The 13,214-nt window shown below is 36.0% G+C and carries 13 protein-coding genes and 1 tRNA gene; 12 read left to right on the plus strand and 2 right to left on the minus strand.

Going from position 1 to position 13,214, the window contains the following annotated elements:
• Entirely contained in the window at nt 1-864 is an 864-nt protein-coding gene (locus HMPREF3237_RS08485) for an XRE/MutR family transcriptional regulator (protein WP_070889508.1), read from the plus strand.
• A 78-nt stretch (nt 865-942) separates the two neighbouring features.
• Nucleotides 943-2,109, plus strand: coding sequence for an MFS transporter (locus HMPREF3237_RS08490; RefSeq protein WP_070889509.1), 1,167 nt, complete (start codon nt 943-945; stop codon nt 2,107-2,109).
• Nucleotides 2,110-2,153: 44 nt separating this feature from the next.
• Here the strand turns inward: HMPREF3237_RS08490 and HMPREF3237_RS08495 are convergent.
• Together HMPREF3237_RS08495 and mscL are read right to left on the minus strand one after the other, a co-directional pair.
• Nucleotides 2,154-2,225: transfer RNA gene (locus HMPREF3237_RS08495), tRNA-Arg, on the minus strand.
• A 105-nt stretch (nt 2,226-2,330) separates the two neighbouring features.
• The gene (mscL, locus tag HMPREF3237_RS08500) at nt 2,331-2,708 is read right to left on the minus strand and encodes a large conductance mechanosensitive channel protein MscL (RefSeq protein ID WP_070889510.1); all 378 of its coding nucleotides are present in this window, start codon (nt 2,706-2,708) and stop codon (nt 2,331-2,333) included.
• Nucleotides 2,709-2,947: 239 nt separating this feature from the next.
• On the opposite strand from mscL, the gene HMPREF3237_RS08505 reads away from it, so the two are divergent.
• From HMPREF3237_RS08505 to HMPREF3237_RS08550, 10 genes are all read left to right on the plus strand, one after another.
• Nucleotides 2,948-3,364 (plus strand): hypothetical protein, encoded by a 417-nt coding sequence (locus HMPREF3237_RS08505; protein ID WP_070889511.1) that lies wholly within the window; start codon nt 2,948-2,950, stop codon nt 3,362-3,364.
• 25 nt (nt 3,365-3,389) lie between these two features.
• A complete protein-coding gene (locus HMPREF3237_RS08510) occupies nt 3,390-4,049 on the plus strand; it encodes a hypothetical protein (RefSeq protein WP_070889512.1) in 660 nt (219 codons plus the stop codon).
• A gap of 385 nt (nt 4,050-4,434) precedes the next feature.
• The gene (locus HMPREF3237_RS08515) at nt 4,435-5,952 is read left to right on the plus strand and encodes an ATP-binding cassette domain-containing protein (RefSeq protein WP_070889513.1); all 1,518 of its coding nucleotides are present in this window, start codon (nt 4,435-4,437) and stop codon (nt 5,950-5,952) included.
• Between the two features lie 300 nt (nt 5,953-6,252).
• Nucleotides 6,253-7,050, plus strand: a complete 798-nt coding sequence (locus HMPREF3237_RS08520; protein WP_070889514.1) for a formate/nitrite transporter family protein — start codon at nt 6,253-6,255, stop codon at nt 7,048-7,050.
• 80 nt (nt 7,051-7,130) lie between these two features.
• Nucleotides 7,131-8,405, plus strand: coding sequence for a DUF2130 domain-containing protein (locus HMPREF3237_RS08525; RefSeq protein ID WP_070889515.1), 1,275 nt, complete (start codon nt 7,131-7,133; stop codon nt 8,403-8,405).
• Between the two features lie 3 nt (nt 8,406-8,408).
• Nucleotides 8,409-9,212 carry an alpha/beta fold hydrolase gene (locus tag HMPREF3237_RS08530; RefSeq protein ID WP_070889516.1) on the plus strand — a complete coding sequence of 268 codons (804 nt, stop codon included), beginning with the start codon at nt 8,409-8,411 and terminating at the stop codon, nt 9,210-9,212.
• 3 nt (nt 9,213-9,215) lie between these two features.
• Nucleotides 9,216-10,094 carry a tRNA pseudouridine(55) synthase TruB gene (gene truB / locus HMPREF3237_RS08535; RefSeq protein WP_070889517.1) on the plus strand — a complete coding sequence of 293 codons (879 nt, stop codon included), beginning with the start codon at nt 9,216-9,218 and terminating at the stop codon, nt 10,092-10,094.
• Between the two features lie 193 nt (nt 10,095-10,287).
• A complete protein-coding gene (locus tag HMPREF3237_RS08540; protein ID WP_004252719.1) occupies nt 10,288-10,779 on the plus strand; it encodes a DUF536 domain-containing protein in 492 nt (163 codons plus the stop codon).
• Nucleotides 10,780-10,848: 69 nt separating this feature from the next.
• Entirely contained in the window at nt 10,849-11,439 is a 591-nt protein-coding gene (locus HMPREF3237_RS08545) for a 3'-5' exonuclease (RefSeq protein WP_070889518.1), read from the plus strand.
• Nucleotides 11,440-11,447: 8 nt separating this feature from the next.
• Complete coding sequence (locus HMPREF3237_RS08550) at nt 11,448-13,211, plus strand: glycerophosphoryl diester phosphodiesterase membrane domain-containing protein (RefSeq protein WP_070889519.1); 1,764 nt, start codon at nt 11,448-11,450, stop codon at nt 13,209-13,211.
• The last annotated feature ends 3 nt before the right edge of the window (nt 13,212-13,214 follow it).

Consider the following 13,214-nt stretch of genomic DNA (forward strand, 5'->3'; position numbering starts at 1 on the left):
ATGGAAAATCTTGGAAAAGTTTTTCGTGAATTTCGAATCAGTAAAAATTACTCTCTAAAAGAAGCTGCAGGAGAGGCCTGCTCTACTTCCCAATTGTCTCGCTTTGAATTGGGGGAGTCGGATCTAGCTGCGTCACGCTTCTTTGAAATTTTGGATAATATCCACGTGACGGTTGAGAATTTTATAGATAAGGCTAGAAATTTTCACAATCATGAACATATTGCTATGATGGGGAAGATTATTCCTCTTTACTACTCAAACGATATTGCAGGTTTTCAAAAGATTCAAGAAGAACAGCTTGAAAAAGCTAAGTGTTCGACCAATCCTCTCTATTTTGAGCTAAACTGGATCTTGTTACAAGGTCTGATTTGTCAAAGAGATGCTAGTTACACTATGAAACAAAGCGATCTTAATAAGGTAGCGGATTATCATTTTAAAACAGAAGAGTGGACTATGTATGAGTTAATTCTCTTTGGAAATCTATATAGCTTTTATGATGTCGATTATGTCACTCGGCTAGGTAGAGAAGTGATGGAGCGTGAAGATTTCTACAAGGAGATTGGTCGCCACCGAAAGCTGGTCTTGATTCTGGCGCTGAATTGTTACCAGCATTGTTTAGAACATCGTTCTTTTGAAAATGCTAGCTATTTTGAGTCTTGTACAGAGAAAATTATTGGTAAAAATATTAATCTGTATGAGCGAAATATTTTACATTACCTCAAAGGTTTTGATTTGTACCAAAAAGGACAGTGTAAAGAAGGCTGTAGCCAGATGCAGGAAGCCATGCATATTTTTGACTTACTAGGTCTTCCGGAGCAAGTAGCTTACTATCAAGAACACTATGATAAGTTTGTAAAAGATTAATTTCCCAAATAAGGGAAAAATAAAGAAGCTCCTTTCAGTTTTGATACAATAGTTTCAAAATTTGAGAGGAGTTTTTGTATGAATCGATATGCAACACAATTGATTAGTCGTGGAGCCATTAACAAGATAGGAAATATGCTCTATGATTATGGGAATAGCGTCTGGTTGGCCTCAATGGGAACTATAGGACAGACAGTTCTAGGGATTTATCAGATTTCTGAACTCGTTACATCCATTCTAGTCAATCCCTTTGGTGGGGTAATTTCGGACCGTTTTTCTCGTCGTAAGATTTTAATGGCGACTGATTTAGTTTGTGGGATTCTCTGTATGGGAATTTCTTTTATCAGAAATGATAGCTGGATGATTGGAGCTTTAATTTTTGCTAACATTGTGCAAGCGATTGCTTTTGCCTTTTCTAGACCTGCAAATAAGGCCATTATCACAGAAGTGGTAGAAAAGGATGAACTAGTCCTCTACAATTCTCGTTTGGAGTTGGTCTTGCAGGTTGTCAGTGTGAGTTCTCCTGTGCTCTCTTTCATCGTTTTACAATTCGCCAGTCTCCATGTGACTCTCTTGCTAGACGCTTTGACTTTTTTCATAGCTTTTGCTCTAGTGGCTTTACTTCCAAAAGAAGAATCAAAGGTTCAAGAGCAGAAGAGTTTTACAGGGAAAGATATTTTTGTGGATATCAAAGATGGTCTACACTATATCTGGCATCAAAAAGAAATTTTCTTTCTCCTGTTAGTAGCTTCTAGTGTGAATTTCTTTTTTGCAGCTTTTGAATTTTTGCTCCCTTTTTCAAATAAACTTTATGGTGTAGACGGAGCCTATGCGACTATCTTAACCATGGGTGCAATTGGCTCAATCATCGGAGCACTCATAGCAAATAAATTTAAATCGAGTATGAATACACTTTTATTCTTACTGATTTTAACAGGAGTAGGAGTTTTCGTGATGGGCTTGCCACTGCCTAATTTTCTAACTTTTTCAGGAAACCTAGTCTGTGAACTCTTTATGACGATTTTTAATATTCACTTCTTCACGCAAGTACAGACTAAGGTTGACGGAGAATATCTAGGTAGGGTTCTCAGTACGATATATACATTAGCTATTGTATTTATGCCGGTTGCAAAAGGATTAATGACTTTTCTTCCAAGCGTTCAATTAGCTTCCTTCTTAATTATCGGACTTGGAGTAGTTCTACTTTCATTGATATCCATGTTCTATATTCAAAGACAAGATTAATACAGAAAAAAACAGCGAAGTCGCTGTTTTTTTGTTTAAAATTATCCACCCTGAGGGAATCGAACCCCCATCTCAAGAACCGGAATCTTACGTGATATCCATTACACTAAGGGTGGAAACTCTCATCATTATACCAAAAATAGGAGTTTTGCTCAAGACTAATATAGGACTAAATAAAAGTAAAAAAAGGATTTAGATATTTTCTAAATCCTTTTACATTTTTAGTTTTTTTCAAGAAGTGCTTTGATTTCTTGAAGAACTTCCAATTCAGTTGGACCAGCTGGAGCTTCTTCAGCTTCTTCTTTCTTACGAAGGTTTTGAGCTTTTTCAATACCTTTAAGCATGAAGAAAAGAACAGAACCAACAACTACAAAGTTGATGACAGCGCTCAAGAATTTACCATATGTAACACCATTCCATGCAAGTTCAGCGATGTTTTTAACTTTAGCAGCTTCTAGGGCTGGGTTCAATAAAAGTGGAGTGATGATATCATTAACAAATGAAGTAATGATAGCACCAAAAGCAGTGGCGATGATCACACCGACAGCAAGGTCTACGACGTTACCGCGGAGTAAGAAATTTTTAAGATCCTTTAACATAATCTTTTCCTTTCAAAATTTTACGAAATATATTATATCGTAAATTTTTAGGTAAAGCAAGAGAATTGTTTAATGATTAAAACAAATTTTTACGGTAGTTAGCATATTCATTTTTTTTGAATGTATCAGCTACGGTGCTTATCAATTCTGTATTTTTGAAATGATGAACCGCCTTGACAAATACGTTTATAATAGTGGTATAATAATTAAAGAAGCTGGTTTTATAAGGTTATTTAATTATGATAGATTATTTTTTGATTGGGATAAAATCGATGATGAAAAGCTCGGTTTTGGTTTTTGCTATTTACTTTATTTCCTTCCTTCTTTTACTGATTCTATGGCGTCGTTATGTCATTGTGAGTCAAAGTGGTGGAAACTTTTTTGCCCCGTTTCATATTGCTAAGGGAAGATTCTATATCCATAATGCTTATGTTTTTAGAAAGCGTATTATACCTCTCAATGATATTAAAAGGATTGAGGTCAAATTTATTCCGAGTGTTAAATTGAATGGAGCTAGATATTTTTTGTGTATCGAACAAAAGAGAGGAAAGTCTCTAGCATTTTTCTTTGGCAAATCTAAACAAAATGATTTACTTGTTAAGAGTTTAAAAAAGGAGACGAAAAAGTATCATATTAAAGTTATCATCAATTGGTAGGACTTTAGTCTAAGGATAGATTAAAATGGAAAAACTAGAAGCAATCAGAAACAATAATCATTTAAGAAACTTGCTATTGGCAGAGTGTGATATTTATTTTTATGATGAAATAAGAGAAGTGCAATTTTCTTATAACAATGAGGAATATTCTTTAGCTTGTCATTCATTTGCCCAGGATGGTAGCGGGGGAGAATATGTAATTCTTGAAGATGATAGTATCGGCTTTATAGGGAGTGAAGGCCAAGTTGGGAGAGTGGCAGAAAGCCTTGATGACCTGCTTACCTTCTTACTACATGCTGGTTCTATCTCTGATTTTTCCTGTCGTTTGCTCTACCAAAACAAGGATTTGTTGGCAAAATTTTGTCAAGGCTTTATCAAAAAAGTTCGTGATAACTATCGGTCAAAAGGAGAAGACTGGGATAAAGTAAGAGCGGGCATTGCTAAAAAGTTGAGGATTTATTTTAACCCTGATAAACTAGAGGAACTGGCAATGAATTTTTACAAAACAGCAACCAGAACTCCTTTATTTACTTGCACCTATTATCATGGAGACGAGGAATATAGTTGCGATTCAGTTTTGTCAGATATCATTGGTTTGTGGGTTTTAGAACTTGTGGGAATGACTCGAGAAGAAATTATGAACTATACTCGTACCGGAAACATTGATGAAAGAGTTTCTATTTAATTAAAGGATTGTGTCTATTTTAAGTATTTTGATTAGAAATTTACTACTGATTATAATTTTAAAGATATTTTTAATCAAAAATTTTCTCAAGTAATGATGAAAAAATAGGTAAAGATTTGGAGCCGATAGTAGTCAACCAAATTATCAATGAAAAAGAAATCCTAATAACAGATAATGCTTGTCTGAAGGGGAAAGAACAACGATTACCTCTCGAAAGATTTGATCTTGAATATGACCTTGTGTTTTAGCAAATTAATATTTCTTATATCAATAGATTTTAAAAAAGTTTTATGCTAAACTAAAATAGTAACAAGGATTTGTATGTTCTATGATGATTGCTTTCGACTTTCTATTAGAAAAAGTGACACTAGTAAGGAGTCTATTCATGATACGATATCTTAAACCGCTTCGTTGGTATCTTTTTTTTAATTTCCTTTTTGCTGGAATATCCAATGTTTGTACCGCCTTACTTCCATATTTTACGCAGGAATTAATTAGAGGAAATTATCAATTGGCTCTCTCTGGTTACTGCTTATCGGTTATGGGTTACCTTATTTGTAACTATATCCAGATGCAATTAGACTGGAAACAGGCAATCCTTTTTTCTACAAACCTGAAAAATGACTGGTTTCAGTCGCTATTAGGGCTGGCGCATCATGATTTCAAAAAGAAAACGGTGGCGGAGTATATTTCCTATCAGTCCAATGACTTAGATTCTCTAGAAAAGGATTACCTCCCACCATTGATGAGTTTTTTTAAGCAAATTCTGCGAATTTTGATTTACACTTTTATTATTAGTAAGACTATCAATCTTGTTGTTGCGCTTATTTTACTTATTTCTACAGTTATCAGTATTCAAATTCCTAAAATAGTTGGACAGATGACTGCAAGACGTCGGACAGTCTATTTAGAAAAGCAAGGTGATTACTATCGAACATTGGAAGATTTGTTTAGAGGTCACCATTTGGTTAACAAGCTGACGCTTCCTCATTTTATTGAGCAACAAAGAAGTTCTCTTAAGAATTTACAAGACAAGTATCTTAGCTATGGTTTAACTAAAATCAAGGGTATCTTGCTGACGGGAGTTTCCTTTGAGTTTATCAGTGCTGTTCTCTTTACTTATCTAGCTTATTCTTTATATCACCAGCAGATTGGTATTCCTGAGGTAGTGGCAAGCTTTGGCTATATTAACGCTTTTTCAGAACCAATTCAAGAAATTCTTTACGATTTGCAAATGCTAGAATCTGTAAAACCAGTTGTCAAAAGTTTTCGATTGATGATTGAACGTCCCTCCTCTCTTCAGGATCCCCAGCATTCTTTTGGTACGCTTACTTTGAAACAGATCTCTAAGCAACTGGGAGAATCAAACTTGACTGTTTCCTCTGCCACAATTCATAAGGGAGATAAGATTGCACTTATTGGTGATAATGGTTCTGGGAAAAGTAGTCTTCTGAATATTTTAAATGGAACAGACGAAGATTTTCAGGGAGAAATTTTACTTGACTCTCTTTCCTTAAATCAGCTTTGGGGGAAATTTGGTATGATTTTACAGCAGGAGCATACCTTTATTTCAAGCTATGAAAATAATGTGACCCTATTTAATACTTTTGAGGCGGAGTTTCAAGATGAGGAGTTGGAAAAAATAGCTCCCCAGTCTCTCTCAGGAGGTCAGCAACAACTCATGTACCTAAATCGTGAGAAAAATCGTAAGAGCCCATTGCTGATTATGGATGAACCCTTTTCTGCCTTAGATGCTAGTCAATTTGAGTTGGAATTAAAAAAAGTCCTAGACTTGCCGTGTGCAGTTATTGTGACTTTACACCGACAGCATGAAGCTCTAAAAGACTTTGACCAAGTATGGGAAATCAAAAATGGTGAACTCCTTGTTTTGAAAGACAAATAATACTTTTACTGAATTTTTTAAGAAGAGAATCAAAGTGATTCTCTTTTTTGATTTAAAAGATTACAATGCATTTATGTGAATGAGGTAAGTGAAAAAAACTAGAAAATAGGTTAAATATTTTAGATAGAAATTTGAAAGTTCTAGGTGATGATAATATCAAAAACTTGGAATTCCCTGATATGAAGGTGTTGCTAGGATTATTAGAAATAAATAAATAGTGCTTACCGATTCAAGAAAACGCTTCCCATAAATGTAGTTTTATGTTATAATATTCACAAATAAAAAGTTTTAGGAGTTTATATGGTTTCATCAGAATTTATTTCAAAAATTGAATTTGCTTGTAAAAAGAAAGAAAACCTTTATTCAAATAGTAAATTCAAGTATGCTATCCGTTCAATGTTTGCAGGTGCTTTCTTAACTTTTAGTACAGCAGCAGGAGCCGTTGGTGCAGATTTGATCAATAAGATTGCACCAGGTAGTGGACGCTTCCTTTTCCCCTTTGTTTTTGCTTGGGGACTAGCTTATATTGTCTTTTTAAATGCTGAATTGGTAACATCTAATATGATGTTCTTGACGGCTGGTAGCTTTTTGAAAAAAATTAGCTGGAGAAAGACCGTTGAAATTCTTTTGTATTGTACACTTTTTAACTTAATTGGTGCGCTTATCGCTGGTTGGGGATTTGCTCATTCAGCAGCTTACGCTAATCTAACACACGATAGCTTTATTTCTGGAGTAGTAGAAATGAAGTTGGCGCGTTCAAATGAACTGGTATTATTAGAGGGGATTATAGCCAATATCTTTGTAAATATCGCGATTCTTTCATTTGTTTTAGTGAAAGACGGTGGAGCTAAACTTTGGTTGGTTCTTTCAGCCATTTACATGTTTGTATTCTTAACAAACGAACACATTGCCGCAAACTTTGCTTCATTTGCGATTGTGAAGTTCAGTGTTGCTGCTGATTCAATCGCAAACTTCGGTATTGGAAATATTCTTCGTCACTGGGGTGTAACCTTTATTGGTAACTTTATCGGTGGTGGTCTACTGATGGGATTGCCTTATGCCTTCTTAAACAAGAACGAAGATACATACGTAGATTAAAAGTTGGATTGATTCCAACTTTTTCTTTTTGTTTTTCCATGCTATAATGAATGTAGTAATGTTAAATACAGAGGAAAATCATGAACGAAATTAAATGTCCAAATTGTGGGGAAGTTTTTACAGTTAATGAAAGCCAATATGCAGAGCTGATTTCTCAAGTTCGAACTGTAGAGTTTGATAAGGAATTGCATGAACGCATGAAGCAAGAGCTGGCCTTGGCTGAGCAAAAAGCCATGAATGAACAGCAGACAAAACTCGCTCAAAAAGACCAAGAAATTGCCCAGCTTCAAAGTCAAATCCAGAACTTTGATACCGAAAAAGAATTGGCCAAAAAGGAAGTAGAGCAAACCGCTAGCCAAAGTCTGATAGAGAAGGAAAAAGAAGTCCAAGCACTTGAGAATCAGCTGGCTACCTTACGTTTAGAACATGAGAATCAACTGCAAAAGACACTGTCTAATCTAGAGAAAGAAAGAGACCAGGTTAAAAACCAGCTTCTTTTACAAGAAAAAGAAAACGAGCTTTCGCTGACTTCAGTTAAACAAAACTATGAAGCCCAACTTAAGGCAGCAAATGAGCAAGTTGAGTTTTACAAGAATTTCAAGGCCCAACAATCAACCAAGGCAATTGGAGAAAGTTTGGAGCAGTATGCGGAAAGTGAGTTCAACAAGGTTCGTAGCTTTGCCTTCCCTAATGCCTATTTCGAAAAGGACAACAAGGTTTCTGCTCGTGGATCTAAAGGTGATTTTATCTTCCGTGACTTTGATGAAAATGGGCTAGAATTCATTTCCATCATGTTTGAGATGAAAAATGAAGCTGATGGGACAGAGAAAAAGCATAAGAATGCAGACTTCTACAAAGAGTTGGACAAGGATCGTCTTGAGAAGAACTGTGAGTATGCCGTATTAGTGACTATGCTTGAGGCTGATAATGACTACTTCAATACTGGAATTGTTGATGTCAGCCACGAGTATGAGAAGATGTATGTGGTCCGTCCTCAGTTCTTTATTCAGTTGATTGGTCTTTTGCGCAATGCAGCTCTTAACTCTCTTAAATACAAGCAGGAGTTAGCACTTATCCGAGAACAAAATATTGATATTACTCACTTTGAAGAAGACCTAGACGCCTTCAAGGTTGCCTTTGCTAAAAACTACAATTCAGCATCTGTCAATTTCGGCAAGGCTATTGACGAAATCGACAAGGCCATCAAACGCATGGAAGAAGTCAAGAAATTCTTGACCACATCAGAAAACCAACTCCGCCTCGCAAACAATAAGTTGGATGATGTATCAGTCAAAAAATTGACTCGGAAGAATCCGACCATGAAGGCTAAGTTTGATGCTTTGAAAGGAGAATAATCTTTGTATTCAGCTAAGAACGCTACCTTGTCTATAAATGGAAAGACTGTGGACTATGTAACATTTGGAACAGGAAATCAACCTCTCGTTATCATACCAGGCTTGGGGGATGGGTTGCAGACAGTTAAAGGTATGGCTATGCCTTTTTCAATCACATACCGTATACTTGCTGATCGTTACAAAATTTATGTTTTTTCTCGAATTAATGAGTTGAGGCAGGGTTATACGACACGGGATATGGCAGCAGATGTTGCAGAAGCAATGGAGGTATTGACTATTACCAGTGCCTATGTTATGGGGATTTCGCAAGGTGGAATGATTGCTCAATGGCTAGCTGCAGATTTTCCAGAAAGGGTTCAAAAGCTCATCCTAGCTGTTACAACAGCGAAGCCTAGTCAACTTGCTAGAGAAAGAATTGAGCATTGGCAAAAACTCAGTCAATCTGGAAATTTTAAGCATCTCATGCTGGATATTGCACAGCACTCCTACACGCAAAAGAGCTATCAAAAGTGGCGCTTGCTTTATAATGTTATGGGAATCTTTGGTCGTATTAAAGATAAACAACGTATTGATATTCAGTCTGTATCTTGTTTGAAACATGATAGTCTAGATTTTTTGGAAAAAATCAACTGTCCTACGTTAATCATTGGAGCAGAAAAAGATGATGTTCTTGGCGTAGATGGTTCGCTTGAATTGCATCAGCATATCAAAGATAGCCAGCTCACTATTTTGCCAGAGTGTGGGCATGCACTCTATGAACAGAATAAGGATTTCCAAAAAAGAGTTTTAGTATTTTTAGAAAGTTAATAAATGAACGGTATTATCAACTTAAAGAAAGAAGCAGGGATGACCTCGCATGATGCGGTTTTTAAATTGCGTAAGATTTTAGGGACTAAGAAGATTGGCCATGGTGGGACCTTGGATCCTGATGTGGTTGGCGTTTTACCTATTGCAGTTGGTAAAGCTACACGCATGGTAGAGTTTATGCAGGATGAGGGCAAGGTCTACGAGGGGGAAATCACTCTGGGATATTCTACAACGACCGAGGATGCTAGTGGAGAAGTTGCCGCAGAGACTCCTGTTTTGTCTCCACTGGATGACAAGCTTGTCGATGAAGCCATTGCTAGTCTGACTGGACCTATCATTCAGATACCACCTATGTATTCGGCTGTCAAGGTCAATGGTCGCAAGCTCTATGAGTATGCGCGTACTGGTCAGGAAGTCGAACGTCCAGAACGTCAGGTGACCATTTATAGTTTTGAAAGAACCAGTCCCATTTCCTACGAGGATAAACTTGCGCGTTTTACCTTCCGAGTAAAATGTAGCAAGGGAACCTATATCCGTACCTTATCGGTTGACTTGGGCGAGAAGCTTGGTTATGAAGCTCACATGTCCCATCTTACACGGACTAGTGCAGCTGGTTTACGGTTAGAAGATTCCTTGACTTTAGAAGAAATTTCCCAAAAAGTAGAGGCTGGAAAACTGGACTTTCTCCATCCACTCGAGATTGGGACAGGGGATTTAGTTAAGGTTTATCTTACTCCGGAACAGGCAGAGGAAGTCCGCTTTGGACGCTTTATTGAGTTAGAGTGTAGCGAGAAGGAAGTTGCCGCTTTCGAAGGTGAGAAGTTACTTGCTATTGTGGAGAAACGTGATCATCTCTACAAACCAAGAAAGGTTTTCTCTTAAAATTATACTGAATAAACGATTTTTATCTACTAGTTTAAAGATGAGATTGCTCATCTTTTTAAAATATTAGCCGATAAATAGTTTTAAAATTTTATATCTCAAAAAAACATTGAAAATACAGTGTTATTTGACAGTTTTGCTTACTTATGATAAGATTTAATTTAAGAAAAGCTAGAGAAAAATAGAGGATATTATGAGTATTGAAATGACTGTCAGTGAGATTGCTGAGGTCTTGGGGCTATCCCGACAAGCAATCAATAATCGTGTCAAGGAATTACCTGAAGAAGATATTACAAAAAACGACAAGGGTGTTACTGTTGTTACTCGCAGTGGATTGATCAAACTTGAAGAAATCTACAAAAAGACTATCTTTGAAGATGAACCGGTTAGTGATGAAGTTAAGCAACGAGAGCTCATGGAGATTCTTGTTGATGAAAAGAACGCTGAAATCATTCGTCTTTATGAGCAATTGAAAGCTAAAGATAAGCAACTGGCAGAAAAAGATGAACAGATGCGTGTAAAAGACCGCCAAATCGCTGAAAAAGATAAGCAATTGGATCAACAACAACAGTTAACTCTTCAAGCTATGAAGGATCAAGAAACACTTCAGTTGGAGTTGGATCAAGCTAAGCAAGAAGTTCAAGCATCGAAGAAAGGCTTCTTTGCTCGCTTATTTGGCAAATAAGAAAAAACTGCTTGGTTTCTGTGATTAGACCAGGTGGTTTCTTTTTACAAATCAATAAGGATTGATAAGATGGAAACAGTAAGAGATTATATCTCCTTTGACTTAGAATTCAACAAACACCAGGAAAAGACTCATTTGATTCAAGTATCAGCCGTTCATTTTAAAGACGGTGAAGAAGTAGGAGCGTTTGACTCTTATGTATACACTGATGTACCTTTGAAGAGTTTTATCAATGGTTTGACCGGTATTACTTCAGAGACTCTCAAGGATTCACCAAAGGTAGAAGAAGTACTTCAAAAATTTCAAGAGTTTATTGGAAATTTGCCACTTGTTGGCTACAATGCAGCAAAGAGTGATTTGCCGATTTTACAAGAATATGGATTGGACTATCGAGAACAATATTTAGTCGATCTCTATAATGAAGCACTGGAGAGACGTAGTTCTGATCTACATGGAATTGCTAATCTTAAATTACAAACTGTAGCTAGTTTTCTGGGATTTAAAGGGCAGTCTCATAATAGTTTAGAAGATGCCCGTATGACCGCCCAAGTTTATGAAGCTTTCTTAGAATCAGATGAGAGTAGACTATTACTCAATTCTCAGAGTAGTCTCAATTCTAACCCATTTGGTGCTTTAGATCTATCACAGCTTTTTGATTAGGAGATTTTATGAAACCTGAAAAACCAAAAAAATTGGGAATAAAGAAGATTTACCTAAATCTTGATAAGATCCTTTTTCTATTCTTTCTAATCTTTATGCTGGTTGATTATATTTGGCTGCCATTAAACTCAGTGATAGCTGGATTTTTACTAAGTCAGACTGGATATTTGTTTATTTCCTACAACAATATTTTTGCGATTATAAAACATGCGCCAATAGTCAGTCTTGGTTTCGTAATTTTAATTGCTATTAATCTGCTGGTCGCCTATTTTCAACTCAGTATTCTCTTTATAGGAGCTCGTCACCTTCTTTATCATGAAAAAAGAACCCTTCTAGAATATAGTCGAAAAGTCTTTCGTGAAAGTCTTGCTTTTATGAAAAAGTTGACTATTTCTAAGGCCTTGTTTATCTTTCTTTTTGTAGCTATGCTATTTCCATTTATTAGAAAGATATTTAAGATTTATTATTTCAATAAGATAGTAATTCCAGAGTTTATTCAACTATACTTAGAAGGTAAGTACTGGATGTGGTGGGTAGCAATTATTACTTTATCACTCTTATTCTTCTATATTTCTGTTCGATTGGTATTTACTTTACCAAAAATCTTTTATGATAAGATGACCGTGAAGGAAGCGGTTATCTATAGTTTGGATAAAACCAAAAATTTCTTTTGGTTTTATGCCTGGCATTTATTCTTAATTATTGTAAAAACCAATTTATTCTTCTATTTACCACTCATACCATTACTATTAACTCAATATTTAGTAGACGGTCTTACCCAGAGGGAGTCTCTAATTCTTGCGGTTTTAAACTTCGTTTTCATCAAGAACCTTAACTATATGGCGCTGACCTATTTTCTTGTGAAATTTACCTCTTTTTTAACAGGAGAAGAACTGGATATTATGCCAAGACGGGAGAAAGATCATATCATGAGATGGGGTGTGATGGTCTGTGCAAGTACCTTCTTTGCGATTGAAGGATATAATTATTTAGAAGCTCCTGTAATCAATCCTCCACTTGTGATTTCCCATCGTGGTGTATCCAATGGTAATGGTGTGCAAAATACCATCCAATCCCTAGAAAAGACTGCTCAGTTAAAACCAGATTTAGTCGAGATGGATATACAGGAAACAAAGGATGGTCAATTTGTCATGATGCATGATGCTAATCTTAAAGGGTTAGCAGGCATCAATAAAACACCACACGATTTAACATTAGAAGAATTAAAGCAGATCGACATTCATGAGCATGGTTATGAAACGAAGATCTCAAGTTTTGATGATTATCTGAATCGTGCAAATGAACTGCATCAGAAACTACTCATTGAAATTAAGACCAGCCACAAAGACAGCCCACAAATGATGGATCATTTTCTAGAAAAATATGGTGCAAAGATTAAAATCTATGGTCATCAGATGCAATCTTTGGATTACCATGTTATTGAAAAAGTAACCCAGTATGATAAGGAGATCCCAGTTTATTTCATTCTACCTTACAATTCGGTTTTTCCAAGAACAAATGCAACGGGTTATACTATGGAGTACTCTACATTGGATGAATATTTTGTAACCAAACTTTGGAATACCGATCAAAAACTCTATGTATGGACGATTAATGGTTCGGAGTCTTTCGATAAGTCTTTTCGTTTGGGTGTAAATGGGATGATAACTGATAATTTGGAAAAAATTAAAGGTGAACTCGAAAAAGCTCAGGAGGATCCTGAGTATACAGACTTGCTGTTAAAGAAAGCAACTGAATTCTTCACTTTCTAATCA

It is taken from the genome of Streptococcus sp. HMSC34B10 (assembly GCF_001839505.1).
In the GTDB taxonomy this organism is placed as follows: Bacteria; Bacillota; Bacilli; order Lactobacillales; family Streptococcaceae; genus Streptococcus; species Streptococcus peroris.

Excerpts from the sequence above, each read along its gene's own strand:
- HMPREF3237_RS08550 (WP_070889519.1), top strand. The coding sequence starts at position 11,448 with ATGAAACCTGAAAAACCAAAAAAATTGGGAATAAAGAAGATTTACCTA.
- HMPREF3237_RS08520 (WP_070889514.1), top strand. The coding sequence starts at position 6,253 with ATGGTTTCATCAGAATTTATTTCAAAAATTGAATTTGCTTGTAAAAAG.
- HMPREF3237_RS08540 (WP_004252719.1), top strand. The coding sequence starts at position 10,288 with ATGAGTATTGAAATGACTGTCAGTGAGATTGCTGAGGTCTTGGGGCTA.
- HMPREF3237_RS08525 (WP_070889515.1), top strand. The coding sequence starts at position 7,131 with ATGAACGAAATTAAATGTCCAAATTGTGGGGAAGTTTTTACAGTTAAT.
- HMPREF3237_RS08505 (WP_070889511.1), top strand. The coding sequence starts at position 2,948 with ATGATAGATTATTTTTTGATTGGGATAAAATCGATGATGAAAAGCTCG.
- HMPREF3237_RS08545 (WP_070889518.1), top strand. The coding sequence starts at position 10,849 with ATGGAAACAGTAAGAGATTATATCTCCTTTGACTTAGAATTCAACAAA.
- HMPREF3237_RS08490 (WP_070889509.1), top strand. The coding sequence starts at position 943 with ATGAATCGATATGCAACACAATTGATTAGTCGTGGAGCCATTAACAAG.
- HMPREF3237_RS08510 (WP_070889512.1), top strand. The coding sequence starts at position 3,390 with ATGGAAAAACTAGAAGCAATCAGAAACAATAATCATTTAAGAAACTTG.
- truB (WP_070889517.1), top strand. The coding sequence starts at position 9,216 with ATGAACGGTATTATCAACTTAAAGAAAGAAGCAGGGATGACCTCGCAT.
- HMPREF3237_RS08515 (WP_070889513.1), top strand. The coding sequence starts at position 4,435 with ATGATACGATATCTTAAACCGCTTCGTTGGTATCTTTTTTTTAATTTC.
- mscL (WP_070889510.1), bottom strand. The coding sequence starts at position 2,708 with ATGTTAAAGGATCTTAAAAATTTCTTACTCCGCGGTAACGTCGTAGAC.
- HMPREF3237_RS08485 (WP_070889508.1), top strand. The coding sequence starts at position 1 with ATGGAAAATCTTGGAAAAGTTTTTCGTGAATTTCGAATCAGTAAAAAT.